Source organism: Pseudomonas sp. S60, from assembly GCF_016647865.1.
Taxonomy (GTDB): Bacteria; Pseudomonadota; Gammaproteobacteria; order Pseudomonadales; family Pseudomonadaceae; genus Aquipseudomonas; species Aquipseudomonas parafulva.
The window spans coordinates 1-25,597 of sequence record NZ_JACVVH010000033.1; the positions used below are offsets into that span (position 1 = coordinate 1).

22 protein-coding genes and 1 pseudogene are annotated in these 25,597 nt (G+C 65.1%); 13 read left to right on the forward strand and 10 right to left on the reverse strand.

The annotated features are described in order from the left end of the window. Positions 1-20: 20 nt before the first annotated feature. Entirely contained in the window at positions 21-158 is a 138-nt protein-coding gene (locus tag IAE33_RS16885) for a hypothetical protein (RefSeq protein WP_201164403.1), read from the reverse strand. A 194-nt stretch (positions 159-352) separates the two neighbouring features. On the opposite strand from IAE33_RS16885, the gene IAE33_RS16890 reads away from it, so the two are divergent. Then, complete coding sequence (locus tag IAE33_RS16890; RefSeq protein ID WP_201164346.1) at positions 353-1,588, forward strand: MFS transporter; 1,236 nt, start codon at positions 353-355, stop codon at positions 1,586-1,588. On the opposite strand, the gene IAE33_RS16895 is transcribed toward IAE33_RS16890, so the two are convergent. Further along, on the reverse strand, positions 1,534-2,469 hold the full coding sequence (locus IAE33_RS16895; RefSeq protein WP_201164347.1) for a LysR family transcriptional regulator: 936 nt from the start codon (positions 2,467-2,469) through the stop codon (positions 1,534-1,536). The two genes, IAE33_RS16890 and IAE33_RS16895, sit on opposite strands and share 55 nt — an antisense overlap. Positions 2,470-2,656: 187 nt before the next feature. Here IAE33_RS16895 and IAE33_RS16900 point away from each other — a divergent pair, with 187 nt between their 5' ends. Continuing rightward, a complete protein-coding gene (locus IAE33_RS16900; protein ID WP_028634370.1) occupies positions 2,657-3,208 on the forward strand; it encodes a sterol desaturase family protein in 552 nt (183 codons plus the stop codon). Here IAE33_RS16900 and IAE33_RS16905 read toward each other — a convergent pair. The 5 genes and pseudogenes from IAE33_RS16905 to fni all read right to left on the reverse strand — a co-directional run. Continuing rightward, positions 3,132-4,064 (reverse strand): annotated as a pseudogene (locus IAE33_RS16905) (phytoene/squalene synthase family protein); the annotation flags it as partial. The gene IAE33_RS16900 and the pseudogene IAE33_RS16905 sit on opposite strands and share 77 nt — an antisense overlap. Next, a complete protein-coding gene (locus IAE33_RS16910; protein ID WP_201164348.1) occupies positions 4,061-5,551 on the reverse strand; it encodes a phytoene desaturase in 1,491 nt (496 codons plus the stop codon). The pseudogene IAE33_RS16905 and the gene IAE33_RS16910, both read right to left, overlap by 4 nt. Beyond that, positions 5,548-6,714: a lycopene beta-cyclase CrtY gene (crtY, locus tag IAE33_RS16915; protein ID WP_201164349.1), complete on the reverse strand. Its 1,167-nt coding sequence runs from the start codon at positions 6,712-6,714 to the stop codon at positions 5,548-5,550. The genes IAE33_RS16910 and crtY overlap by 4 nt, the downstream gene beginning before the upstream one ends. After that, positions 6,699-7,976: a glycosyltransferase gene (locus tag IAE33_RS16920; protein WP_201164350.1), complete on the reverse strand. Its 1,278-nt coding sequence runs from the start codon at positions 7,974-7,976 to the stop codon at positions 6,699-6,701. Before IAE33_RS16920 ends, crtY begins: the two co-directional genes overlap by 16 nt. Then, on the reverse strand, positions 7,973-9,019 hold the full coding sequence (fni, locus tag IAE33_RS16925; protein WP_201164351.1) for a type 2 isopentenyl-diphosphate Delta-isomerase: 1,047 nt from the start codon (positions 9,017-9,019) through the stop codon (positions 7,973-7,975). Before fni ends, IAE33_RS16920 begins: the two co-directional genes overlap by 4 nt. 185 nt (positions 9,020-9,204) lie before the next feature. Between fni and IAE33_RS16930 the strand changes: the two genes are divergently transcribed. Continuing rightward, positions 9,205-10,188, forward strand: coding sequence for a polyprenyl synthetase family protein (locus IAE33_RS16930; RefSeq protein ID WP_201164352.1), 984 nt, complete (start codon positions 9,205-9,207; stop codon positions 10,186-10,188). Here IAE33_RS16930 and IAE33_RS16935 read toward each other — a convergent pair. Continuing rightward, on the reverse strand, positions 10,156-11,919 hold the full coding sequence (locus tag IAE33_RS16935; RefSeq protein ID WP_201164353.1) for an FAD-dependent oxidoreductase: 1,764 nt from the start codon (positions 11,917-11,919) through the stop codon (positions 10,156-10,158). The two genes, IAE33_RS16930 and IAE33_RS16935, sit on opposite strands and share 33 nt — an antisense overlap. Positions 11,920-12,113: 194 nt before the next feature. Here IAE33_RS16935 and IAE33_RS16940 point away from each other — a divergent pair, with 194 nt between their 5' ends. The 3 genes from IAE33_RS16940 (at position 12,114) to IAE33_RS16950 (ending at position 14,937) form a co-directional block, all read left to right on the forward strand. Next, positions 12,114-12,890, forward strand: coding sequence for an IclR family transcriptional regulator (locus tag IAE33_RS16940; protein WP_201164354.1), 777 nt, complete (start codon positions 12,114-12,116; stop codon positions 12,888-12,890). Between the two features lie 135 nt (positions 12,891-13,025). Continuing rightward, complete coding sequence (locus IAE33_RS16945; RefSeq protein ID WP_201164355.1) at positions 13,026-14,078, forward strand: Gfo/Idh/MocA family protein; 1,053 nt, start codon at positions 13,026-13,028, stop codon at positions 14,076-14,078. A gap of 31 nt (positions 14,079-14,109) precedes the next feature. Continuing rightward, on the forward strand, positions 14,110-14,937 hold the full coding sequence (locus IAE33_RS16950) for a sugar phosphate isomerase/epimerase family protein (RefSeq protein WP_201164356.1): 828 nt from the start codon (positions 14,110-14,112) through the stop codon (positions 14,935-14,937). A gap of 48 nt (positions 14,938-14,985) precedes the next feature. On the opposite strand, the gene IAE33_RS16955 is transcribed toward IAE33_RS16950, so the two are convergent. Further along, positions 14,986-16,410: an aminotransferase-like domain-containing protein gene (locus IAE33_RS16955; protein WP_201164357.1), complete on the reverse strand. Its 1,425-nt coding sequence runs from the start codon at positions 16,408-16,410 to the stop codon at positions 14,986-14,988. A gap of 323 nt (positions 16,411-16,733) precedes the next feature. Between IAE33_RS16955 and IAE33_RS16960 the strand changes: the two genes are divergently transcribed. The 4 genes from IAE33_RS16960 to IAE33_RS16975 all read left to right on the forward strand — a co-directional run bounded on the left by IAE33_RS16960 (position 16,734) and on the right by IAE33_RS16975 (position 20,926). Then, on the forward strand, positions 16,734-18,143 hold the full coding sequence (locus tag IAE33_RS16960; protein WP_028634362.1) for an amino acid permease: 1,410 nt from the start codon (positions 16,734-16,736) through the stop codon (positions 18,141-18,143). 127 nt (positions 18,144-18,270) lie between these two features. Then, positions 18,271-19,047, forward strand: coding sequence for a trans-aconitate 2-methyltransferase (gene tam / locus IAE33_RS16965; RefSeq protein WP_201164358.1), 777 nt, complete (start codon positions 18,271-18,273; stop codon positions 19,045-19,047). Between the two features lie 113 nt (positions 19,048-19,160). After that, complete coding sequence (locus tag IAE33_RS16970; protein WP_060481290.1) at positions 19,161-19,871, forward strand: YebC/PmpR family DNA-binding transcriptional regulator; 711 nt, start codon at positions 19,161-19,163, stop codon at positions 19,869-19,871. A 119-nt stretch (positions 19,872-19,990) separates the two neighbouring features. Then, positions 19,991-20,926, forward strand: coding sequence for a LysR family transcriptional regulator (locus tag IAE33_RS16975; protein WP_201164359.1), 936 nt, complete (start codon positions 19,991-19,993; stop codon positions 20,924-20,926). A gap of 27 nt (positions 20,927-20,953) precedes the next feature. Here the strand turns inward: IAE33_RS16975 and IAE33_RS16980 are convergent, their stop codons facing one another. Further along, positions 20,954-22,342 carry an aminotransferase-like domain-containing protein gene (locus IAE33_RS16980; protein ID WP_028634358.1) on the reverse strand — a complete coding sequence of 463 codons (1,389 nt, stop codon included), beginning with the start codon at positions 22,340-22,342 and terminating at the stop codon, positions 20,954-20,956. A gap of 344 nt (positions 22,343-22,686) precedes the next feature. On the opposite strand from IAE33_RS16980, the gene IAE33_RS16985 reads away from it, so the two are divergent. Genes IAE33_RS16985 through IAE33_RS16995 form a run of 3 tightly spaced genes read left to right on the forward strand, consistent with a single transcriptional unit; the run spans position 22,687 to position 25,520 of the window. Further along, complete coding sequence (locus tag IAE33_RS16985) at positions 22,687-23,892, forward strand: benzoate/H(+) symporter BenE family transporter (protein ID WP_201164360.1); 1,206 nt, start codon at positions 22,687-22,689, stop codon at positions 23,890-23,892. Continuing rightward, positions 23,889-25,061 carry an NAD(P)/FAD-dependent oxidoreductase gene (locus tag IAE33_RS16990; RefSeq protein ID WP_201164361.1) on the forward strand — a complete coding sequence of 391 codons (1,173 nt, stop codon included), beginning with the start codon at positions 23,889-23,891 and terminating at the stop codon, positions 25,059-25,061. The genes IAE33_RS16985 and IAE33_RS16990 overlap by 4 nt, the downstream gene beginning before the upstream one ends. A gap of 27 nt (positions 25,062-25,088) precedes the next feature. After that, entirely contained in the window at positions 25,089-25,520 is a 432-nt protein-coding gene (locus IAE33_RS16995) for a RidA family protein (protein ID WP_201164362.1), read from the forward strand. Positions 25,521-25,597 lie beyond the last annotated feature (77 nt).

The window sequence follows — 25,597 nt, forward strand, 5'->3', positions numbered from 1 at the left end:
CTCGTCACAGTGGTTCCTTGTCAGTAGACAGCAGCATAGGCAAAAAGCGCCCGGCCCGGTGGCCCCGCGCCGGGTTTTTGGCGGGGGAGGCCGTCCATGGTCACCAGCAGTTCAGCATTTTTGACCAGCAGTGTTTTCTTGGGTTGTACGAGTGACATGGCTTGAGCCTGTCGCAATACGCGTCAGCGATGACAGACGTCGTAGGCGAGCGGTTATGTAATCAGGAATCTGAAAAGTTGTATACATCAGCCGTTTATTGATGATCTGGATTCAGGCAATTTGTGAAATATGGCCGGCAATTAGAAGCCAGAGAATGAATAGACTGATGCTTTACCGTCGTGAGTATTAACCGATGCCTATTGCACAACCTGATCTTGCCGCTCCCCCCGTTGATCGAAACGCCGGGATCAGCATCGCCATCCTGGCCTTTTCCGCCTTTCTAATCGTGACCACCGAATTTCTGATCGTCGGCCTGTTGCCCGCGCTCAGTCGCGACCTGGGGGTGTCGATTTCGATGGCTGGGCAATTGGTCACCCTGTTCGCGTTCACGGTCATGCTGGCGGGGCCCTTGCTGACCGCGCTGCTGGCCCACTTGGACCGCAAGCGGCTGTTTATCGGCATTCTCGTGCTGTTTGCCGCCTCCAATGCGCTGGCCGCCGTCTCGGGCAGCTTTTGGGTGCTGGCCATTGCGCGGGTGATTCCGGCCTTGGCGCTGCCGGTGTTCTGGGGCACTGCCAGCGAGACGGCTGGCCAGTTGGCCGGGCCGGGCAACGCCGGGCGTGCGGTATCGAAGGTATACCTGGGCATTTCGGCAGCCATGCTGCTGGGTATTCCGCTGGGCACCCTGGCGGCTGAGGCCATGGGCTGGCGCGGCGCGTTCTGGATGCTGGCCAGCTTGTCGCTGCTGATGGCCTTGGCCATGTGGGTGTGGATGCCGCAGGTGCCCCGTACGGCGAAGGTGGATTTTGCCCGTCAGGCGCGGATCTTCACCGAGCGTTTCTTCCTCGCCAACGTGCTGCTGTCAGTGGTGGTGTTTACCGCCATGTTCACCGGTTACACCTACCTGGCCGACCTGCTGCAGCGCGTCGCCGGCGTGCCGGCAGCCCACACCGGCTGGTGGCTGATGGGCTTCGGGGCGGTCGGGTTGCTGGGCAACTGGGCCGGTGGCCGGGCGGTGGAGCGTTCGGCGCTTATGGCCACTGCCGGTTTTCTGGCGTTGCTGGCCATGGGCATGGCAGCACTGGTGCCGCTGGCACATATGGGCGTGCTGTTTTGCCTGGCGCTGGCGGTGTGGGGCGTGGCCAACACCGCGTTGTACCCCATCAGCCAGGTCCGGGTGATGGCGTCGGTAAACCACGCTCAAGCGCTGGCGGGTACCACCAACGTTTCCGCAGCCAATGCCGGTATCGGCTTGGGGGCCGTGCTGGGTGGCCTGGCCATTCCTGGCCTTGGCATCGAAAACCTGGGTTATGTGGCCGCAGCGGTGGCGCTGTTGGCGCTGTTGCTGGTGCCCCTGGTGCGGGGCCTTGCACCTCAGGCTGACGGCCCTGGCCGTGTGCCGTGTGGCGCCAGCCGCGCCAGCAGGTAGTCAAGCAACGCCCGTACCTTGGGCAGGGCTTCGCGGCTTTTCAGCCATACCAGGTTCATCGGCAGGCCGTCGGTCGCCAGCCCTGGCAGCACTTCCACCAGGTCACCCCGGTCCAGGTGCCGTTGGGTCAGCCAGGTGGGCAACTGACCGATCCCATGGCCGGCCAGCACGGCCGCGACCTCACCCTCGCCATCGCCCACCGCGATACGCGGTTGCAGCGTGCGTTGCTCCATCTCGCCCGGTTGGCGGCCCTTGAACAACCAGGGGCTGACCTGGCCGTCGGTATGGCCATAGCCGACGCAGTGATGGTGTTCCAGCTCCCGCTCGTGCTGGGGTACGCCGTGCTCGGCCAGGTAGGCGGGCGCTGCGCAGAACACCAGGCGCTGTGCACCGAAATACTGGTGCCCCAGCGCGGCTGGCCAGGTGTCGGGGCCGCCGATGCGTACCACGATGTCGATGCCTTCGTAGACCGGGTCGACGAAACGGTCCGAGAACGACACATGGGGCTGCAGCAAAGGGTGCAGGCGAATGAAGTCGAGGATCAGCGGCAACACATGCAGGCGCCCGTAGGACGCCGGCAGCTCGATGCGTACCTTGCCGTGGGGCTGGTCGCCTGTTGCCAGCAATGCGTGCTCCACCTCTTCGAGGTCGGCCAGTACGCAGGTGCAGGTGCGGTAAAACGTCACGCCGGCTTCGCTGAGTGCCAGCCGGCGAGTGGTGCGGTTGAACAACCGCGTGCCCAGGCGCGCCTCCAGCCTGGCAATGCTCTTGCTCACCGCAGAGCCGGTAAGGTTCAGCCGCTCGGCGGCTGCCGTGAAGCTGCCGAGGTCGGCTACGGTAACGAACACATCGATGCCTTTCAGGCGTTCTGAGGAATACATGAGCAACCTTGGCTAAACCCGTTTCACTGCCCTGGCAGCATACGGGATCCTGTGTGAGACTGCCGATTGGCAGCATGAACACCGTTTGGGCAGCGCTGTGATGGAACACTGAACGCCCCCTCGTACTCTTAGCTGCACTATCCACCACCGGACGCCCTCGCTGTCCGACATCGCCCGGAGCGCAAGCATGACCGTTACGCTGCTGACCTTCTTCGGCACCCTGGCAACCATGGAAGCCGTTGCCTGGCTGGCGCACAAGTACATCATGCATGGCTTCGGCTGGGGCTGGCACCGCTCGCACCATGAGCCGCGCACTGGCCTGTTCGAGAAGAACGACTTGTATGCGGTGGTGTTTGCCGTGTTGGCCATCATCCTGATCGCCCTGGGCAACGCCGGGTGGTACCCGCTGCAATGGGTAGGCGCGGGCATGACTGCCTACGGCCTGCTGTATTTCGTGGCCCACGATGGCCTGGTGCACCGGCGCTGGCCGTTCAAGGTGGTGCCGCGCCGGGGCTACCTGAAGCGGCTTTACCAGGCCCACCTGTTGCATCACGCGGTACCGGGCAAAGAGGGGTGCGTCTCGTTCGGCTTCCTGTACGCGCCGTCTATCGAGCGGCTGCGTCGGCAACTGCGTGCTCATCATGATGGGCCACTGCGCCGCAAGGGCGCTGCCACAGCTGCGCAGGCCGCCGAGGGTGGCGATGCAGCCGCCGGATCAGGGCCTGCCACAGGCCACTGAGCAACGCGCCCACCTTTTCCAACCGTGTGGTGGACAGGCGCCCGTCCCAGGCGTCGGTGCCTGCCCGCATCACCTTGTGGCCAATACGCCGATACACCTGGCCAGCGGTGGCCACGGCCCACGCGCAGCGAAGCGGCAGTGCTGTCAGCCCCGCCTGGGCGCTGGCATAGTAAGGCTCGGCTTCGGCCACCAGGCGCTGGGCCATGCTTGCCACGGCGCGGCGGTGGCGGGGGTCGGCCAGTGCCTGGGCGGGTACCTGGAACTCAGCCAGCCAGGTGGCTGGCAAGTAGCAGCGGCCCACCCGGGCATCGTCGACGATATCCCGGGCGATATTGGTCAGCTGCATGGCCAGGCCCAGGTCGCAGGCCCGGTCCAGTACCTGTTGTTCATGAACCCCCATCACCCTTGCCATCATCAGGCCGACCACGCCGGCCACGTGGTAGCAGTAGCCCATTACCTCGTCCAGGGTCTGATAGCGGCAGCCCGAGACATCCTGGGCAAAGCCCTCCAGCAAGGCGAATGCCTCGTCCCGGGTGACGCCGTGGCGGCGCACCACCTCCTGCAAGGCGGCGAAGGCCGGGTCATGCACCGGCCGGCCGGCGCAGGCGGCGTCGGTCTGCAACTGCAGTGTGGCCAGGCGTTCGCGGGCCTGCTCAGGTGTCAGTACCACCGCATCGTGGCCCGCCTGCTGTCCATCGATCACATCGTCGCAGTGCCGGCACCACGCGTACAGCAGTACTGCGCTGCGCCGGGTTTGCGCGTCGAACAGGCGAGAGGCGGCGGCGAAGCTCTTGGAGCCCACCGCGATGCTGTGTTCGGCGTGGGCCAGCAACGCGTCATGGCTGGCCGGGGTCATGGGTGCAGGTCCTCCAGCATCAGGGCGGCGGTGGCCTTGGCCGAAGCGATCACACCGGGCACCCCGGCGCCCGGGTGAGTACCAGCGCCCACCAGGTACAGGTTGCTCACCTGGCTGTCGCGGTTATGCGGGCGGAACCAGGCGCTTTGGGTCAGCAACGGCTCCAGCGAGAAGGCCGACCCTACGTGGGCGTTGAGCTCGTGGTGGAAGTCCTGCGGGGTGAAGATGCGGCAGGTGACCAGGTCGTCGCGCAGGCCGGGGATGTAGTGGTGCTCCAGGTACTGCAGGATACGGTCCCGCAAGCGTGGGCCTTCCACTTCCCAGTCGATCGCGGCATTGCCCATGTGCGGCACCGGCGCGAGCACGTAGTGGCTCGAGCAGCCCTCGGGCGCCAGGCTGGGGTCGGTGGCGCAGGGGGTATGCAGGTACAGCGAGAAGTCATCAGGCAGGGTGGAGCCGTTGAAGATATCGTCGATCAGCTCGCGATAGCGCGGGCCGAAGCACACGGTGTGGTGCCGCAGGTGGGGCTGGGGGCGTTTGAGGCCGAAGTGCACCACGAACAGTGAATTGCTGAAGCGCTTGCCCTTGAGCCGTTTGCCCTCCTGGGTGCCGCGGGGGTGCCCGCCCAACAGGTCGGCATAGGTGTGCACCACGTCGGCATTGGAGGCCACCGCGTGTGCCTCCCAGCGGCGCCCGTCACGGGTGCGCACGCCGGTCACGCGGCTGCCCTGGGTTTCGAAGGCCTCCACCTGGGCGTTGAGCTCCAGCGTGCCGCCCATGTCGGTAAACAGCTTGGCCATACCCTGCACCAGGGCGCCGGTGCCACCTTTGGGGAACCACACGCCCCAGGTACGCTCCAGGGCATGGATCAGCGTGTAGATCGATGAAGTGGCGAACGGGTTGCCGCCGACCAGCAAGGCGTGGAACGAGAACGCCTGGCGCAGTTGATCGTCCTTGATGAACTTGGCGACCATGCTGTACACGCTGCGCCACGCTTGCAGCCGCGCCAGTTGCGGGCCAGCGTGGAGCATGTCGCGAAACGACAGGAAGGGCACCGCGCCGAGCTTGATGTAGCCCTCCTGCAGAACGTCCTTGGAGTAAGCCAGAAACTGCCGGTAACCCTCCACATCCGCTGGCTCGAAAGCTTCGATCTGGCGCTCCAGTTCGGCCTGGTCGTTGCCATAGTCAAAGGCGCGGCCATCTTCCCAGCACAGGCGGTAGAACGGCGCCACTGGCAGCAATTGCACGTAGTCCTGCATGGGGCGCCCGGCCAGGGTGAACAGCGCCTCGATGGCGCTCGGGTCGGTGATCACCGTGGGGCCGGCGTCGAAGGTAAAGCCCTGGTCGTGATAGACGTAGGCGCGCCCGCCCGGCTTGTCACGCCCCTCCAGCAGGGTGGTGCGTACGCCGGCAGCCTGCAGGCGAATGGCCAGGGCGAGGCCGCCCAGGCCTGCGCCGACAACCAAAGCGGATCGTTCGTTGCTCATGAAGGGTCCTTGAAATGGGCTGGAGAATGGCGCAAGGCGGCCTGGATGGCCTCACCGACCGGCACTGGCGGCTTGCCAGACAAAATGCGCAGGCGGTCGCGCCAGGTGTTGTGACCCGCATAGAACCGGGCAATCAAACCTTCGGGCAGTTGGTAAAAGCGTTGCATCACACGCCAGCGCTGGTCCGGTCGCCCGGCCAGGAACAGCATGCGGTTGAGCAGTCGGTAAAAGCGCTGGTCTTGCCAGCGTTGTTCCAAGTAGCCGGCCAGCGCCTCGGCCAGCGAGGCTGCGCTGTCCAGTGGTTGGGCGGCCAGCCAGTCAGCCAGGCGTACCGCGTCCGGCAACGAGTAGCCGGTGGTGCAGTGGAACAGCCCGGCACGCAGGCCGACCGCAGGCTGGCGATGCTGCGCCGCCCACCAGGCGGGAAAATCGTCGGCCAGGGTGATGGGCAGTACGCCTTGTTCTTCGCGCAGGCATTCGGCAATGTGCCAGCCGCGCTGTTGCAGGTAGGCGCCGATATGTTCGCGCAACTGCTCGGGGGCCGGTGCCTGGCGGTCCACGTAGTGGGTGTCTTCCACCAGCAGGGTGTCGCTGCTGAACGGCAGTACATAAACAAAGCGATAGCCTTGGCCTTGCGGCACCCGGGCATCCATCAGGATGGGGGCCTGCAAGCCGTGGGGCGCGGTCAGGCGCAGCACCTGGCCGAGAAACGCCTGCTGGCCGAGTACCCGGTGCGGGCTGGGCTGAATGCCGCGCCCGTCCAGCACCACGTTGGCCTGCAGGGTTTCGCCACTGGCCAGGGTGACCTGGTCGGGGCGAGCCTCGGTTACGTGGCAGCCCGTGCGCAGGGAGGAGCCCAGGGCAGGGGTGATGACCTGGGCGAAGCGCTCGCTGGTGATGCTGGCGTAGCCACTGGCAAGGCACCGCGAAAAAGCCGGGAAGTGCACGTGATAGGCCGGCCAGCGCTTGACCACCAGTGGTGCCAGCCAGCGCTGCTGCGGTGGCGTCAGGTCGGCATCATGGAACGACCAAGTGTGGTTGCCACCCAGCTCGGCGGCTTGCTCCAGGCACAGCACGCGCAGTTCCGGTCGCAGTTGCTGCAGGCGCCAGGCAATCAGGCCATTGGCCAGGCCGCCGCCCAGCAGAATCAGGTCATGGCGCACAGGTTGCCCTCCTGCAGCACAGGTTTGCCGCTGCGTAATGCGGTTTCAAGGATGTCAGCGCCGCGCTGGACGCCGCCGCAGGTGGCGAGTTCGGCCTGCAGCGCGGGGTGTGTGGGGGCTGGCTGGCTGAGCAGCCGCCCCAGTGCAGCGGTGATGGGGCCGACCCCGGCATGGCGTGACAGCACCTCACCGAGCCGGTGGTAGCGCACGCGCGCAGCCACGCCAGGCTGATCGAAGGCGATGGGGATGACCAGCAGCGGGGTGCCAGCCGCCACCGTGTCGAGCACGGTGTTCAGGCCGCCATGGCTGACCACCACGCTGGCCTGGCGCACGGCCCAGTGTTGGGGGGCGAAATCGGTGACGAGGGTGGCGCCCAGTTGCAGCAGGCTTGCCTGTTGTGCCGGGCTCAACCCGCCGCAGTGGGCAACCAGCAGCTGAGCATCCAGGCGGCGGCAGGCTTGGGCGATACGCGCGAACAGCTCGAAGCGGTGACCTTGCAGGGTGCCCAGGCTGGCGAATACCAGTGGTTTGCCGGCGTCGAACGCCCAGTCGGGTGTTGCAGTGCAAGGTGCGCTGCGCAATGGGCCCACCGCATGGAAGTGTGCGGGTAGCCCTTGCCGTTGGAAGTCCAGGCTAGAGGGTGTCTGGCTCAACTGGGCCAAGGGCGACAGGCACTGGTGGGCCGCCTGGCGTGCTGGCAGGCCCAGCGCCAGGCATGCCTGTTCCAGCGCATGCTGCATGGGCCGCATCAGCCAGTCATGCACGCGCTCACTGCCTTCGTAGATGCGCGGGTCAAGGCCATGGTTGAAGGGCATGACGGGCAGCGGGAGGCCGGGCTCCCGGTTGATCGGCAATGCGCAGGCAACCGAGAAGAACGGCAGCCCACAATGTTCGGCGGCCAGTGCACCTGCGGGCTCCATCTGGTCGCAGATCACCGCATCCACGTGCTGTTCCCGCAGCGCTGCAGGCAGCCATTTGCACAGCATGGCAGTGGTCTGGGCCAGGTGCCGGATCAGCTGGCGCAGTTGCAGCGGCCCGGTTGGCCTGGCCACCAGCCCCATGGCGTGGTCCAGGCTACCCGGCGGGCAGTCGGCATGGCCAACCTCGACGTAACCCAGCCGCGTATCGCTGACCCAGCGCTGCGCTTCAGGCTGATGGAAAAAACTCACCCGGTGCCCGCGTGCGACCAACTCGGCGCCCAGCGCCTGCATGGCCGCAAAGTGGCTGGGGTAGGGCGGTGCAACGACCGCAAAGTGGCTCATGCCAGGTCCAGGCGCGGCGGCACCAGGCGTGCCCGACGCAACTGGGCAAGGTTTTGCGAGCCGGTGCAGAAGCAGGCGATGCGCAGTTGGCGGATGATCACGTCGAAGTGCGTCACCACCGCTTCGGTTGACGCCATGGCCGCGGTCAGCACCCCGGCGGCCTGGCCCACCAGGTCGGCGCCCAGGCGGATGGCCTTGGCCACATCCACCCCGTCGCGCACACCGCCCGAGGCGATCAGGCCGATACCGGGCACGGCGCGGTGTACCGCCAGCAGGCTCTGCGCCGTGGGGATGCCCCACCCGCTGAACGCCATCGCCACCGCGTGATCGGCGGCATTCTGGGTGCGTTCGGCTTCCACGGCAGCCCAGCTGGTGCCACCGGCGCCTGCCACGTCGATCATCGCGACGCCTGCATCGCTCAGCTGGCGTGCCACTGCCGGGGAGATGCCAGCCCCTACCTCCTTGATGACAACGGGCGCCGGTAGATGCCGGCACAAGTGCTCGATGTGCGCCAGTACACCCTGCCAGTTGCGATCCCCCTCGGGCTGCACGGCTTCCTGCAAAGGGTTCAGGTGGATGATCAACGCATTGGCCTGCAAGCTGTCCACGGCGCGCCGGGCCAGGTCCAGGCCATCGGGCTCACGCAACTGTGCAGCGCCCAGGTTGGCCAGCAGCGGTGTATCAGGTGCCAGCCGGCGCAGTTCACCGGTCAGGCCTTGATCCTGGCCGGTGCGCAGGCTGACCCGCTGGGAGCCCACCCCCATGGCAACGCCGAGTGCCTGGGCTGCTTCGGCCAGGTGATGGTTGATAAAACGGGCCCGTTCCGCCCCTCCGGTCATCGAGCTGATCAGCAACGGCGCCCGCAGGGGCATACCGAACAGCTGGGTGCCCAGGTCTACGTCGTCCAGTGCCATTTCAGGCAGGGCGCAATGCTCGAAACGCAGCGCCGACCACCCCGGGTCGACCCCGTGGCTGGCGCTGCTGTTGGCCAGGACGATATCCAGGTGATCGTCCTTGCGTTGACTCAACGGGCTTTTGTTCATGCCGGCTCCATTGCCAGGGAATCATCCTGCGGTGCGTGCGGTCTGTGTGCATGAGCCAGACAACTTGTACAACGCGACGCGCTTTGTATAGCTAAGCTGAAAATTGGCACAGCATCAGGCAACGGCGTGCATCAGTCGTTCCTTTTCTACTACGGTCAATGGGCCGCCCACTTCGCGAGGCAAGGATGACGACCACAGCCCCCACGCTCAGCGCCGCCGACGCCGGCCACGATCACCAGCTGGCTGCAGCGCATGCCGCCATCGAAGCCCGGCTGGCCGCCTTGTTGCCACCCGCAGGGCATGAACGGGACCTGGTCGCGGCGGCCATGCGTGACTGCACATTGGCACCGGGCAAACGCCTGCGGCCCATTTTGCTGCTGTTCACGGCCACGGGCCTGGGGGCTTGCCCGCAGGCAGCGCTTGACCTGGGCTGCGCCGTGGAGATGGTGCACGCGGCCTCCCTGGTGCTGGACGACCTGCCTTGCATGGACAACGCAGCGCTGCGCCGTGGCCGGCCAACGCTGCACCTGGCCTTCGGTGAGGATGTAGCGGTACTGACGGCGATTGCATTGCTGTCGCGCGCCTTTGGCGTGGTCGCCGGGCTGCAGACGGTGGCGCCGGAAGTGCGCAGCGATTTGGTGGTGACCCTCACCGCTGCCATCGGCAGCGAGGGCTTGGTCAAGGGTCAGCTACAGGATTTGCGCGATGGCGCGCGCCCGCGCACGGCGGCGGAAATCGCCGAGACCAACCAGCTCAAGACGGGCGCGTTGTTCGCCGCGCTGTTGGGCATGGCAGGCCGGCTGGCCGGTACCGGCACTGCGCAGCTGGCCTGCTTGCACCGCCTGGCCGACGCCCTGGGCCAGGCGTTTCAACTGCACGATGACCTGCACGACCGTGACCCGGCCAGCGGCAAGAGCACCGGCCTGGACCAGGGCAAGTCCACCCTGCTGGCCATGTGTGGTGAGCGTGAGGTGCGCCAACGGCTGGAGGCGCACCTGCAGCACGTAGAGCAGTGCCTGGCGAACCTGGCGCTGGCCGATTCGCCGATCTGCACGGCCATGCGCAGGGTCTTTGCGCGAAGCCCAGGGCAGGCCGGTGGCACCACGGGCGCGTGGTGCCAGAACCGGCTGGACGCCTCAGCGGGCGGCGCCTTTACCCAGCATGTCTGAACCGTTGGCTGCCGCTGGCTGTTCATACGCGGTGGCACCGGCAATGTGCCGGCCTGCCACGTAGCCGAAGGTAAGCGCCGGCCCCAGGTTGATGCCCCCTGAGGGGTACCAGCCGCCAAAGATGCTGGCCATGTCCGTGCCCGCTGCGTACAACCCTTCGACCGGTTTCCCGTTGGCGTCCAGCACCCTGGCACTGCCATCGGTGCGCAGGCCGGCGAACGTGCCAAAGCAGCCTGGTTTGACTTTGACGGCGTAAAACGGCCCATGTTCTATAGGGGCCACGCAGGGGTTCGCGCCGTTGTGCTGCGGGTCGCCCTGCTTGCGGTTGAACGGTGTCGAGCCGCGGCCGAAGGCCGGGTCCTGGCCAGTGCGGGCATGCAGGTTGAAGGCATCCACCGTCGCGCGCAGCCCCGCAGGGTCGATCCCGCATGCCTGCGCCAGCAACTCGAGGGTGGCAGCCCGCTTAAGGTAGCCGCTGCGTACATGTGGGCCCAGCGGCAGCGGTGCCGGGCGCGCATGGCCCAAGCCGTAACGGCGAATGAACCGATGGTCGCACAGGAGCCAGGAGCACACCTCCTGATCCTCCGGTACCGCCGCCACCATCGCAGATACGTAGTCGTAGTAACCGTGCGCTTCGTTGACGAAACGCTTGCCGTTGGCGAGCACGCCGATGATGCCCGGCTTGCCTCGCTCGATGATGTGCGGAAAGTGGCCGATGCTGCCGTCGCTGTGCGGTACCTGGGAGACCGGCGCCCAGGCCACGGGCGACTTCAAGTCGGTGGCAACGATACCGCCCGCCGACTCACCCAGGCGCAGCCCATCGCCTGAGCAGCCCTTGGGGGGCAGGGCCAGGTTGTCGTGGCCGCTGTTGTCGCGGGGGAATAATTGCTGACGGCGTGCGGTGTCGTGGGGGAACCCGCCCGCGGCCAGCACCACGGCGCGGGCGCGGATGCGTTGCTCACCATCAGGTGTGGTGACCGATGCGCCACAGACCCTGCCTTGCTCGATCAGCAGGTGCCTGGCCGGCGACGATGCCTGCAGGCGCACACCCAGGTCCTGCGCCGACTTGGCCAGGCGTGCAACCAGCGCCACCCCGTTGACCAGGTGCATGGCCCGGCCGTAGCGGGCCAGGTGATAGAGGTGGCGGCCGAAGCGTTTGCACACATGCAGCAGCGCTTTGGGTGAGCGGGTCATGTTGAGGAATGCGGCCAGGTCTGGCCCCGCCATGATGGGCATCCCCATGAACGAGGTTTCGCGCAGCGTCTTGCGCAGGCGCGGCAGCAGCGCGCCGACTTCGCGGGCGTCGTAGGGTGCAGCAATCACCTGGTGCCCCCCCTGTGCCGCGCCTGGGGTATCGCCATGCATGTCGGGGATGCCATTACCGTCCACGAACTGCAGCGCTGTGTGCTGCTCGAAGAACGCCACCATGTGCGGGCAGGCGTGCAGGAAGGCCTCGACGCGCTCCGCGTCGTAGAACGCGCCCAGTTCATGGCGCAGATACGTCAGTGGCTGGGTGATGTCTTCTTCGATGCCGGCACGCCGCGCCAAGGGGTTGCGCGGTACCCAGGCCCAACCCCCGGACCAGGCGGTGGCCCCGCCGAACACGTCATCCTTTTCCACTAGCACCACCTGTTGCCCATGCCAGGCAGCCGTAACGGCAGCCGCCAGGCCGGCAGCACCAGAGCCAATGACCAGTACATCGCATTCGGTTTCAACGGGCGCGGCAGACATCGCGAGATTCCTGTATTTTATTGGAACTTGATTCCATATTTTTATGAGGGCCGGCATTGGCCGCAAGTAGCGGAGCGTCAAAGCCCGCGTTTTATGGGCGATAATCGGTCGAATCGACCCGTTCAACACTGCACGCGCCTTTATCGACATGGAATCATCTTTCACAATTCGTTCCCTTTTTCAGGACACTCCCTATGGCCGGCAGTCAAATCGAGCGCGCATTCAGCCTTGTCGAAAGCCTTACCGGGGAGCCCCAGGGTTTGGCCCTGCAAACCCTTGCAGATCGCCTGGGTATTCCCAAAAGCGCCACTCACCGCATGCTTACCGAGCTGGTGCGGCTGGGTTACGTGCGCCAGAACCGTGACACCAGCCGCTACCAGTTGTCGGCCAAGCTGGTGGCGCTGGGCTTCCGCTACCTGGGCAGCAGTGGTGCCGACATCGTCCAGCCAATCCTTGACCGCCTGGCCCAGGACAGTGGCGAACTGGTGCGCCTTGGGGTGATCGACGGTGCCCGCCAAGTGTGGATCGCAAAATCCCAGGGCGCGCGCTCCGGCCTGCGCTACGACCCGGACATGGGCCGTGACGCGCCGCTGTTCTATACCGCCTCCGGGCATGCCTGGCTGGCCAGCCTGGAGGACGAGCAGGCCGTGCAGATGGTGCTGCGCCAGGGCATCGCCGACCCCGAACAGTTTGGGCCGAACGCGCCGCGCTCCATGGACCAGTTGCTCGGCTACCTGCACCAGGCCAGGGAGCGGGGCTACGCCTGGGTGGAGCAAACGTCCGCAGTGGGCATGTCTGCCCTGGCGGCTGTAATTCGACGCCCCAGCGACCTGGGGGTGATCGGCGTGCTGAGCATTGCCGGGCCCAGTGCACGGCTTGCGCCAGGGCGCTTGGCCGAGCTAGCGCCACTGTTGCTGGCGGCGGCCCAGGAGCTGTCGGTGGCAAGCCCCGCCAGCGAGCTGTTTGCCTGAGGCGTTTACTGGTCGATTACCGAACAATGTCTGATGGCAGGGGTGTTGAAATCAGGAACGAAGTTCTACAGTGCTTTTTATTGAATCCGGAACAATGTTCCAGAAAACCTATAATAATGCACCGAGGACCTTCCGTTGAGCTCACCCCTTCGTATCGCGCTGGTCGGCGCAGGCATCATGGGCCGCCAGCACTACCAGCACCTGCAGCATGTGCCAGGCGCGCAACTGTGCGCGGTAGCAGACCCCGGCCCACAGGCCGAGGCGTTCGCTGCTGAATGCGCAGTACCTTGGTTCGCGGACCACCGCGTGATGCTCGACAAGGTGCAGCCGCAGGCCGTGATTGTCGCCAACCCCAACAACCAGCACGTGCTGACGGCCCTGGACTGTGTGCAGGCGGGGGTGCCTGTGCTGGTGGAAAAGCCGGTGGGTGTGCACCTGGATGAAGTCCGCACCCTGGTGGAGGCCTCACGGCGCACGGGTGTGCCCGTTCTCGTCGGGCACCACCGCCGGCACAACCCGCTGATCGCCAAGGCCCATCAGGTCATTGGCGACGGCGCGCTCGGCCGGCTGATCAACGTTACGGCCATGTGGCAACTGCAAAAGCCTGACAGCTACTTCGACACCGCGTGGCGACGCGAGCCGGGAGCGGGCTTTCTCCTGACCAATCTCATTCACGACCTCGACCTGCTGCGTTACCTGTGCGGTGAAGTGGTGCAGGTGCAGGCTTTCACCCGCAACGATGTGCGCGGTTTCGCCAATGAAGACAGCGCGGCCGTGCTGCTGCAGTTCGAGAACGGCGCCCTGGGCAGCCTGACCGGTTCGGACGCTGTGGCGGCGCCCTGGAGTTGGGAACTGGACTCGGGTGAAAGCCCGGTTTACCCACGTCAGCCGGATCAGCCGTGCTACCTGCTGGCGGGCACCCGGGGCTCACTGAGCATTCCGCAGCTCAAGCATTGGCATTACGCCCAGGCGGGGGCGGGGTGGCACACGCCATTGCTGCAAAGCCAGGAAAGTATCCCGGTTGGCGAAGCCTTGACCCTTCAGTTGCAGCATTTCGTGCGCGTGGCCCGTGGCGAGCAGGCCCCGTTGACTGATGCGGCCGATGGTGGGCGTACCCTGGCACTGGTCGACGCTATCCGCCGGGCAGCCGCCAGCGGCCGGGCCTGTGCTCCAGAATTGATCGCCTGACGGGCGTGTTCTTTATTGACGGTGAAGCAAAATGACGGATCGAATTTTTTCCCTAGCAGCGCTTACGGTACTGGAGCTGTCGCCGCCGGACATGGTGGAAGCCGCTGCCCGTGCGGGGTATAGCCACGTAGGCCTGCGCCTGGTGCCGGCGACAGAGCAGGAACAGCACTTTCCGCTGGTGGCCGACGCGAGCCTGCGTCGGCAAACCCAGGCGCGCTTGCGCGACACCGGCACCAAAGTGCTGGACCTGGAGATTCTGCGGCTCAAGCCGGATACCTGCGTGGCGGACTTCAAGGCCATTCTCGACGTGGGCGCGGAGCTGGGCGGTACCGAATTGTTGGTGGCGGGCAACGACCCTGACGAGTCGCGGCTAACCGAACGGTTTGCGCACTTGTGTGACCTGGCCGCAGACTACGGCATTTACCCGCATCTGGAGTTCATGCCCTGGACAGAGGTGCGTGACCTGCGCCAGGCCATGCGCGTTGTGGCCAATGCTGATCGCGGCAATGCCTGTGTATTGGTGGATGCCTTCCATTTCAACCGCTCGGCTTCGGCGCTGGCAGACCTAGCCACGCTGGCACCCGAGCGCCTGCGCTATGCCCAGTTGTGTGATGTGGCGGGCCCGGTACCGGATGACATGGATGAAATCCTGCGCCAGGCGCGCAACGAACGGCGCTTTCCGGGCGACGGCGATGCCGACCTCGTAGGGTTGCTGCGTGCTCTGCCAGCGAACGTGCCGCTGAGCCTGGAAATACCGACCCGCCAGTTGCTGGAGCAGGGTATCAGTGGCGAACAACGGGCACGTATGGCCCTGCAACGGGCCAAGGCCGTGCTCGCCAAAGCCACCTCTCTTCCGTAAAAGCGAGCGATGCGCCGCAAAGCGGCGCTGCTTGCAGCCATCGCCCTTTCACACCCCTCCACGCCGCACATGCTTGGCCAGCACCTGCTCCAGCATTTCCCACATCAACGGGTCCAGGCTGAATGCCACGTTGAAGCGCATCCACCCGGTCTGCCCGGCATCGACCATGAACAACTGGCCAGGCCCGAGCATGATGCCTTTTTCCAGCGCATCGTCCAGCAGCAGCGCGCTGTCGGGAATAGCCGGGTGGCGGGTCCAGATGTACATGCCTTCGTCCGACTCGGTGAACAGCTCGAAGCCCAGCCGGTGCAAGTGCCGGCCGACTTCCTGGTGGGCTTCGGCCAGGCGCTGGCGCAGGCGTTTGAGGTGCTTGCGCCAGCGGCCGTCGATGATCGCGGCATACACCACACGCTCCATCACCTGGGACGTGGTCAGCCCCGAGCGCATCTTCATCTGCAGCAGCTGCTGCGCCAGGCCCGGGTTGGCGAGCATATAGCCCACCCGCACATTGGGTGAGATGCTCTTCGAGTAGCTACCCACATACACCACCTGCTGCAGATGATCGAGGCTGGCCAGGCACGGCTGGGGTTCGGCGACCATGTCGGCGTACAGGTTGTTCTCGACCAACCGGAAGCCATGCTGGCCGGCCAGCTGCAGCAGGCGGTGCAGTTGCGGCAGCGGGGTGCGCGAGCAGGTCGGGCTGTGTAGGTGCGGCTGGGTGAAAAACGCCGTCGGGCGGTGTTGCGTCAGCAGGTGCTCGAGGTGGTTGAGGTCGTAACCGGTAGGCGTGCGCGGCACACCCACCAACGTGGCACCCTGGGTACGCAGGATGCTCATCAGGTTGGGGTACCCAGGGTCGTCCACCAGCACCACGTCACCCGGCCGGACCAGCGTGCGCACCGCCAGGTCCAGTGCCTGGCTGGCGCCGTGGGTGAGCATCAATTGCGCAGGGTTGGCGACAATCGACAGCTCCTGTTGCAGGTTCTGCGCGGTCAGGGTACGCAGCTCCGGCAGCCCCATGGGGTCGCCGTAACCAGACAACTCCAACGGGCTGCCGGCCACCTGGCGCAAACCCCGGCGCAGGCCGTCTTCGTACATCCAATCGTTGGGCAACCAGCCGCACCCCGGCTTGAACGGCAACTGGCGGATCTCGAAGATCTGCTGCAGGTACCATTCGGAGTTGAACGTTGGTCGGCTGGCGTCAGCCTCGGCAGTGTGCTGCTCCAGCAGTTCGCCCGCGGCCCGGTTGACGAAGAACCCCGCATTGCCCCGGCTCACCAGCAGGCCTTGAGCGACCAGGCGGTCGTACGCCTCGACCACGGTGAAGGTGCTCACCGAGTAGGTGGCGGCAAAGGCGCGGATAGACGGCACCTTGGCGCCAGGCTTTAGCGTTTGGTTGTCGATAAGGGTGCGAAGCCCGTCGATGATCTGGTTGACCAGCGGCGTCGTGGACTCTGGATGTAGTTGCAGCATGGGGTGCCTTCAGGTGGGTGTAGCCAGGCGCCTTGCCGGTGTACTGGGTCGGCGGCCTATACAGTGCAGTGCGAGTTTCATGCCACTGTGCATGGCTCTCTGCGTCGGACATTTTTACATTAGGTGTCGGATATCGCCACATAAAGCATGTTCAGTTCGCCCCAGGCGTCAGCCCTGGGGCGCGTCAGCAGGCCGCCATGGAAGGCCTGCGTGTGTTTGTCACACCATCCTGCCCGCATTAGCACTGATGTACAGGTGAAGCCGCCAGCCATCGGGGTTTCACGCATTTCCTTGGATAAAAAGAAGCACGGGGTACACAACTGATGGACGCAACATCCACAACAACCACCGCGAAAGGCGGGCACGAGAGCAAGCTCAGTGCCTCGCTCAAGTCGCGCCACCTGACGATGATGTCCATCGCCGGGGTGATCGGCGGCGCCTTGTTCGTCGGCTCCGGCAGCGTGATTCACAGCGCCGGGCCGGCTGCGGTGCTGGCCTACCTGGCAGGCGGCATCCTGGTGGTGCTGATCATGCGCATGCTGGGCGAAATGGCGACCTCGTCGCCCGACACCGGTTCGTTCTCCACCTATGCCGACCGCGCCATCGGCCGCTGGGCCGGGTTCACCATCGGTTGGCTGTACTGGTGGTACTGGGTCATCCTCATGGCCTGGGAGGCCTACGTGGCGGGCAAGATCCTGCATGGGTTCTTCCCGGATGTGAGCGTCAACGTCTTCGTGCTGGCCACCACCCTGGTGCTGATCACGGTCAACTTCTTCAACGTCAAGCACTACGGCGAGTTCGAGTTCTGGTTTGCGTTGATCAAGGTGATCGCGATCGTCTGTTTCCTGATCGTGTGTACCGCCGCGGTGTTGAACATCTGGCAGTTCGGTGAAGTGCGCGGCATCACCCACCTTACCGCCGAAGGCTTCATGCCCAACGGGATCACCACGGTGATCGGGGCCTTGCTGGGCGTGATGTTCGCCTTCCTGGGCGCCGAGATCGTCACCATCGCCGCCTCCGAAGCCAAAGACCCTGCCGCGCAGATCGTCAAGGCCACCAACTCGGTGGTGTGGCGCGTGTGCCTGTTCTATGTGGGCTCGATCTTCCTGATCGTCTGCCTGGTGCCGTGGAACGACCCGCACCTGGGCGTCTCCGGTTACGGTGCCTACCGCCGTACCCTGGAGCTGCTGGGCGTGCCTTACGCCGAGCTGCTGATGAACTTCGTGGTACTGACTTCGGTAAGCAGCTGCCTGATCTCCGGCCATTACACAGCTTCGCGCATGCTGTTCTCCCTGGCCCAGCGCGGCGATGCACCGTCGTTCTTCAAGATCACCCGGGCCGGCACCGGCGTACCGGTGTACGCAATCATGGGCTCGTGCGCCGTGGCCATCGTCTGCGCGCTGATCAACTTCAGCGAGACGCTGCGCCCCAAGGACGTGCTGGACACCCTGATGAACACCACCGGCATGATCGCCTTGCTGGTGTACCTGGTGATTGCCTGCTCGCAGCTGCGCATGCGTCGCAAGCTGATTGCCGAGGGCAAGGAAGTGCGCCTGAAGATGTGGCTGTTCCCTTGGCTGACCTACCTGGTGATCGCTTTCATCGTTGCCGCCCTGGTGACCATGGCCTTCATGCCTGACTACCAGATTTTGGTGATCTCCACCGGTATCGCCGCTGCGGTGGTGGTGGCAATGGGCGTGGTGCATCAGCTGCGCAGCAGCCGCCAGCACTAAGCGTCAACGGCGTTACGCTGCGGCCGGCTCCCTTGGGACCCGGCCGCTTTGCATTGTGGGCCTTCCCCAGCCCCAGACACCCGGCAGATGGCATATGCTGCACCCATCGCTCAAGGAGATTGCTCCCATGTCCTGGTCCGCCACCCAGTATTCCCTGTTCGAAGACGAACGCACCCGCGCCGTGCGCGACCTGCTGGCCGCGGTGCCCCCGCGCCCGGTGCGCCACGCCACGGACCTTGGGTGCGGGCCTGGCAACTCGACAGAAGTGCTGCTGCAGCGTTGCCCCGACGCCCAGGTGACGGCGCTGGACAGTGACGCCGACATGATCGACAAGGCCCGTGAGCGCAAGCGCCTGTGCATTCCGCGGGTGCGCATGGTCACTGCCGACATTACCGGCTGGTGCGCGGCCGAACCCCAGGACCTGATCCTGGCCAATGCGTCGCTGCAGTGGGTACCCGACCACGCCAGCCTTTATCCGCACCTGGTCCAGCAGCTCAGCGAGGGCGCCAGCCTGGCCGTGCAGACCCCCGACAACCTGGAGGAACCGGCCCATGCCGCCCTGCGTGAAATCGCCAGCCAGGGCCCATGGGCGGCAACGTTCGCTGATTTCCGATTGCCACCCAGGCACGGCGCCAGCTTCTACTACGATGTGCTCAGCCCGCTGTGCACGCGGGTGGATGTGTGGCGTACCACCTACTATCACCCGCTGGTCGGCGGCGCCCAGGCGGTGGTGGAGTGGTTCAAGGGCTCAGCCCTGCGGCCCTACCTGGCACGCTTGCAACCCCAGGAGCAGGCGCAGTTCCTGCAGATGTACCTGCAGGCCATGCAGCAAGCCTACCCGGCGGCCAGCGATGGCAAGGTGTTGTTGCCGTTTCCGCGGTTGTTCGTGGTCGCGACCCGTTGAGGCGCGGCCTGATACCGACATGTGTTGTCGATCACGGGGCAGAGGCGTATAAAATGCACCCACTTTTTGTGCCGGTCGCTTCCTGAACCGGCCGTTGAAACAAGAGAGTCGACATGGGCGCACAGTGGAAAGCCAAACATAAAGAAGCCGCGGCCAACGCCAAAGGCAAGGTCATGGGTAAGCTGTCCAAGGAAATCCAGATTGCCGCCAAGGCTGGCGCCGACCCGGACATGAACCCGCGCCTGCGCCTGGCCATCGACCAGGCCAAGAAAGCCTCGATGACCCGCGAGACCCTGGAACGGGCCATTCGCAAAGGTGCGGGCCTGGACGGTGATGCCGTGCAGTACGCGGCGGTCAGCTACGAAGGCTTCGCGCCGCACCAGGTGCCGTTGATCGTCGAGTGCCTGACCGACAACGTCAACCGCACCGTCGCGCAGATTCGTGTGCTGTTCCGCAAGGGCCAGCTGGGTGCCAGCGGCTCGGTCGCCTGGGACTTCAACCATGTTGGCCTGATCGAAGCCACCCCCACCGGCGACGCCGACCCGGAAATGGCTGCCATCGAAGCCGGTGCCCAGGACTTCGAGCCAGGTGACGAGGAAGGCTCTACGCTGTTCATCACCGACACCACGGACCTGGATGCGGTGCAGAAGGCGTTGCCGGAGCAGGGCTTCACCGTGACCTCTGCCAAACTGGGTTACACCCCGAAAAACCCGGTGAGTGCGGCCAGCCTGAGCGCCGAAGCCCTGGCCGAGGTTGAAGCGTTTCTGGAAGCCATCGACGAAAACGATGACGTGCAGAACGTGTACGTGGGCCTGACCGAGTGACCTGCCTGGGCCGCTTTCGCGGCCCGATCGCCGGCAGCGCCGGCGGCCACGGCCGCGCGTGACCTCCGCCAGGTTGCGCCTGGCCTGTGGGGCTGTCGATACCCCCGAGGGCAGCCTGCATGAACCCTAGTTTCGCCTCCCTCAGCCTGGCGCACCTGCGCACGCTGGAGCATCTGCTGCAACTGAAGAACCTGAGCCACGCTGCCGAGCGGCTGGGCGTCAGCCAGTCGGCCCTGAGCCGGCAACTGGCCCACCTGCGAGCAGCGTTCGACGACCCGCTGCTGGTGCGTCAAGGGCGTGGCTACGTGCTCAGCGAGCACGCCGAGGCCCTGGTCGAACCCCTGCGCCAGGTGCTTGAAGAGCTTCACAGTCTGCGCCAGCCCGCCGTCTTTGACCCTGCCCGCTGTGAACGGCGTTTTTGCCTGGCCGCCTCGGATTATGTGGCCGAGCACATGTTGCCGCTGCTGGTGGCAGCGCTGGAGCAGGAGGCGCCTGGAGTGTGTCTGGAGTACCGCACCTGGCAGGCCGGGCAATACGCCTTGCTTGCCAGTGGCGAAATCGACCTGGCCACCACCCTGTTCGACGAGTCGCCGCCCAACCTGCACGGGCGCCTGCTGGGCGAAGACCGGGCCGTGTGCCTGATGCGGCGCAACCACCCGCTGGCCGCCCACCCCGTGCTCGGTCAGAACGATTACCTGGCGCACAAGCACGTGCGTATTTCCGGGGGTGGCGACAAGGACAGCTTCATCGACCGCCATTTGCGGGCGCAGGGCCTGCAGCGTCGGGTAGGCCTGGAGGTGCCGTTCTTCTCCGCTGCGGTGCAGGTGATCGCGGCCAGCCAGGCGGTAGCGACCGTGCCCGAGCATATTGCGCGGCAACTGTGCCGCCTGCATGCGCTGGCCTGGCGGCCACTGGGCTTCGTGGAACACACCCAGCGTTATTGGGTGGTCTGGCATCAGCGCCTGCAGGCCTCGGCTGAGCATCGCTGGTTGCGCAACCGGGTGTTCGAGCTGTGGCGTCAGTCGCAGTTCGGCGTGCAGGGTGGGGTCGCCTGACAGCCACGGGCATCAGGGCGGTTGGCTTCAATAGTACCGTCGCGGGTCCGAATCGATCAGGCTGGCCAACTTGGTCAAGGCAAAGCGCAATTCATCGTGACTGGTTGGCGACATCAGCACCAGCCTCACGCAGCGGTTATCCCCCCCACGCTCGGCCTGGAACTGGGTGCCGCTCAGCACCAGCACGCCGTTGGCGCGGGCGAGCAGGGTGAACTCGTCGGCGCTCCAAGGCTCAGGCAGGGTGAGCCAGAGGTGGTACGAGTAAGGCTGGGTCTTGAACTGGAAGCCTGCAAAGATTTCCCGGGCGATTGCCTGGCGCTCTGCCGCCTGGGTACGCTGGATGCGCACCAGCTTGCTGTCCAGGCCTTCGGTGATGACATTACTGGCCAGTTGGGCCGTGAGCGGGGAGGGCATCCACACACTGCTGCGCACCATGGAGGTCAGGCGCGACAGCAGTTTGGGCGGGCTGTACAGGTACCCCACGCGCAGTGCCGGCATGATCGCCTTCGACAGGCTGGTGAGGTAGACCGACCGGTCTGGTGCATACGCCGAGAGGGGCTTGATAGACGGGTCCGTAGCCAGGAAGCCATAGATATCGTCGTCGAGGATGATGAAGTCGAACTCTTCGGCCAAGGCCGCGATCTGCGCGCGGCGAGCAGCCGACATGATGGCAGCCGTGGGGTTCTGGCAGGTCGCAACGCACACCAGCATGGCCGGCTTTTCACGCAGGCACAGCTCGCGTAACGCATCGGGGAGGATGCCCTCGTCATCCATGGGTATGCCGCGCAGGCGGCGCTCCAGGCTGTGGGCGACCGAAATGATGCCGGGGTAGCACAACGCTTCGCACAGCACCAGGTCGCCGGCATGGGTCAAGGCACTCATCGCCACCATCAGGCCGTGTTGCGCCCCGGCAGTGATCACGACTTGCTGCCACTGGGCATCGGGCAAGGCGTGGCGCAGCCACTGCGCACCCGCCTCGCGGTGGGCAGGGTGGCCGCCGTCAGGTGCGTAATCGAGGGCGCGGGCGAAATCCGTGCTCTTGGCCATGCCGACCAGGGCCCCGCGTAGCCAGTACTCAAGCGTTTCGCTGTAGGGCTTGATGATCGACAGATCAAGCAGCTCCGACTGCCCCAGGTTCAGCGGGGCAGCGCTGTTGCTGGCCGGCAGTTCCAGCTGGCCCTGGCTGAGCACGTAGGTGCCGCGCCCCACTTCCCCCTGTACCAGGCGACGGCGATGGGCCTCGTTGTAGGCCCGGCTGATGGTGCCGGGTGTGACGTTCAGGGTAGTCGCCAGCTCGCGCAGCGTCGGCAGCCGATCACCCTGGTTCAAGACGCCACTGTTGATATCCCGTGCCAGCGCATCGGCGATCGACAGGTACATCGGCTGATTGGACTCGTTTAGCTGGGGAACCCACATGAATGACACTGCCATCGAATAAATGATCAATGCGCGAGGATATCACAGCGGCATTGATCCACCAGTAAAACCCAGCAACAGCGATTCATTGATTCGAATCAATGAGCTGGGCCGGTAACCGATGGGGCATTGGAAAATTTCATTTACGTGTTAAATCCCTATAAATCAACGTACTACATGGTTGTTAGGTTGTTTTTACAGTCGGTATTCACAAAAATTGAACCAATGATAGCAATCAGGTATTGAATCATTTCAATTTGTTGCAATACACTCATTGCGCATCGAATCAATCGACTCAATCTTGCTAACCAATGCGCAATGCCGCCGCGCCAAGCCGAGGCCTCATGGACACAATCAGAAAGGATCTATCGCTCTCCGCCGTGATCGCAGGCCTCATCGCCGTGATCATTTCCTATGCCGGGCCACTGATCATCGTGTTCCAGGCCGCCAGGCAAGCGCACCTGCCGGATGACGTGGTGTCGTCCTGGATCTGGGCCATTTCCATCGGCAGCGGGGTCACCGGCCTTTTGCTCAGCTGGCGCCTGCGCATCCCGGTCATCACGGCCTGGTCGACGCCAGGGGCGGCCCTGTTGGTGTCGCTACTGCCCACCATCACGCTGCCACAGGCCGTGGGCGCCTACGTGGTGGCGTCGCTGATCATTGCGGCGGTGGGTTTGTCCGGTGCGTTCGACAAACTGATGAACCGTTTGCCCAAAGCCATCGCTGCGGCGATGCTCGCCGGCATTCTGTTCCGCTTCGGCACCGAGCTGTTCACTTCAGTGACGCTACAGCCGGCGCTGGTGCTGTCGATGATCGCGGCTTACCTGATCTTCAAGCGCCTGTCGCCCCGTTACGCAATCCTCTCGGTGCTGGTTGTCGGCTGCGCCGTAGCGGGCTCGCTTGGCACCCTCAATAGCGGCTCGATCGTGATCGCGGTGGCCCACCCCGTATTCACCGCACCGCAGTGGAACTGGCACGCCATCATCAACCTGGGCATGCCGCTGGCGCTGGTGACGCTCACCGGCCAGTACGTACCCGGCATGGCCGTGTTGCGCACCTCGGGCTACACCACCCCGGCGCGCTCGATCATCTCGGTCACTGCGATCGGTTCGGTGCTGATGGCGCCGTTTGCCTCCCATGGCTTGAACCTGGCGGCCATTACGGCAGCGATCTGCACGGGCCGCGAGGCCCACGAGGACCGCGACAAACGGTATGTCGCCGGAATCGCCTGCGGCCTCTTCTACATTCTGATGGGGATTTTCGGTGCGACCCTGGCGTCGGTCTTTTCCGCGCTGCCCAAAGAACTCATCGCATCCCTTGCGGGCCTGGCCTTGTTCGGCGCGATCAGTGCCGGCCTGACCGGCGCCATGGCAGACGACAAACAGCGCGAAGCCGCATTGATCACCTTCCTTGTCACGGCCTCGGGCATGAGCTTCCTGGGCCTGGCGGCTGCGTTCTGGGGGCTGGTGTTCGGCCTGGTCGCCCACTTCGCGCTGACCTGGACCCGGGAAAGCAAAACCGTCGCCATCACCGAGGGCAGCCGACCATGAGCGGGTCTTACGATTTCATTGTGGTGGGTGGCGGCATCGCCGGGGTGTCGATGGCTTACGAACTGGCCGCTCATGGCAGCGTGTGCCTGCTTGAGCAGGAGCCGCAACTGGCCTATCACACCACGGGCCGCTCGGCTGCGATCTCGATGGAGAGCTATGGCAACCAGCAAATCCGCTCCTTGACCTGTGCCTCGCGGGCCTTCTTCGAAAACCCGCCCGAAGGCCTGGCCGAGCACCCGCTGTGGGCACCCCGGGGTGCGCTGATCGTGGCGCAAGCAAGCCGCGAAGACAAACTCAGGGCACGGTTCAAGGCCGTGTCGGCCCAGGTGCCCAGCGCCTGCTACCTCGATGCCAAGCAGGTGCTGGAGCATGTGCCTTACCTGGCCGATGGTGCCTGGGCCGCCGGTATCTACGAGCCCAGCGCCTTCGACCTGGATGTGCATGCTATCCACGGTGCCTACCTTGGCGGGCTGCGCAAACGGGGCGGGGTGGTCAAGCGGGCGTGCGAAGTGCTCAGAGGCGAATGGCAGCCCGGCCACTGGACATTGCTTACCCAGGACGGTCAGCGCCTGCAGGCAGCCATCGTCGTGAACGCCGCCGGCGCCTGGGCCGACGAGCTGGCAGAGCGCTGCTCAGTATCCAGGGTTGGCGTGCGGCCGCTGCGCCGTACCGTACTGGCCGTGGACCCGCAGTGCGACGTCCATGGCACGCCGTACCTGGGCACGGTCGACGAAGACATCTTCATCAAACCCGAAGCCGGGCGGCTGATCGTTTCGCCGTGCGATGAAGAGCCTTCGCCACCCTGCGATGCCTTGCCGGATGAGCTGGGGCTGGCGATCACCATGGACCGGCTGCAAACCGTAACGCGGCTGCGGCCCCGGGCGATCATCAATAAGTGGGCGGGCCTACGTACGTTTGTTGCCGATCGCTCTCCAGTGCTCGGCCAGGACCCGCAACACGAAAACTTCATCTGGTTGGCCGCACTGGGTGGCTATGGCATTCAGGCCGCCCCCGCCATCGCGCGGCTGTGTGCGCATGCTGCGCTGGGCGTGGCCGTACCGCAGGACCTGGCGGCCCTGCAACTGAACTACCTGCTTTTTTCCCCGGCGCGATGCCGTGATGCGGCGTTCGCCAGCCTGGCCGTGAAGAAGGTTGCCGACCTGCACTAACCCTCACACTCAACAAGGACCGTCACCATGCAAAGCACTGCTCAAATCAATACTGCTGGCACCCCTTTCCTGGCCGAGGAAAACGTGATTTTCACCAACAAGGCCCCGTTGCCGCTGGGCACTTATTCCCAGGGCATCAAGGTGAGCCGCGGGCAGACCATCTACCTGTCGGCACAGACACCGGTTTCGGCGTTGACCAACGAAGTGTTGGCACAGGATTTCGAAGGCCAGCTGCGCCAGACCCTCGACAACCTGGCGCAGATGGCCGAGGCGGCAGGCGGAACACTGGCAAACGTGGTGAAAGTAACCGCGTTCATCACCGACTTGAGTGAGTTCCCCACCCTGAACCGCGTGATGCAAGAGTACTTCACCCCGCCATACCCGGCGCGCACTACCGCAGGGGCCAGCGCCCTGGCGCGCAATACCCTGGTTGCCATCGACGCCATCATGGTGGTCTGAAGCGCCCTTTGTCAGCGAGTGCCCGTCGGTTCTGTGCAGCGAACCGACGTCGGCAGGGAAAGCACCCGCACAGCACA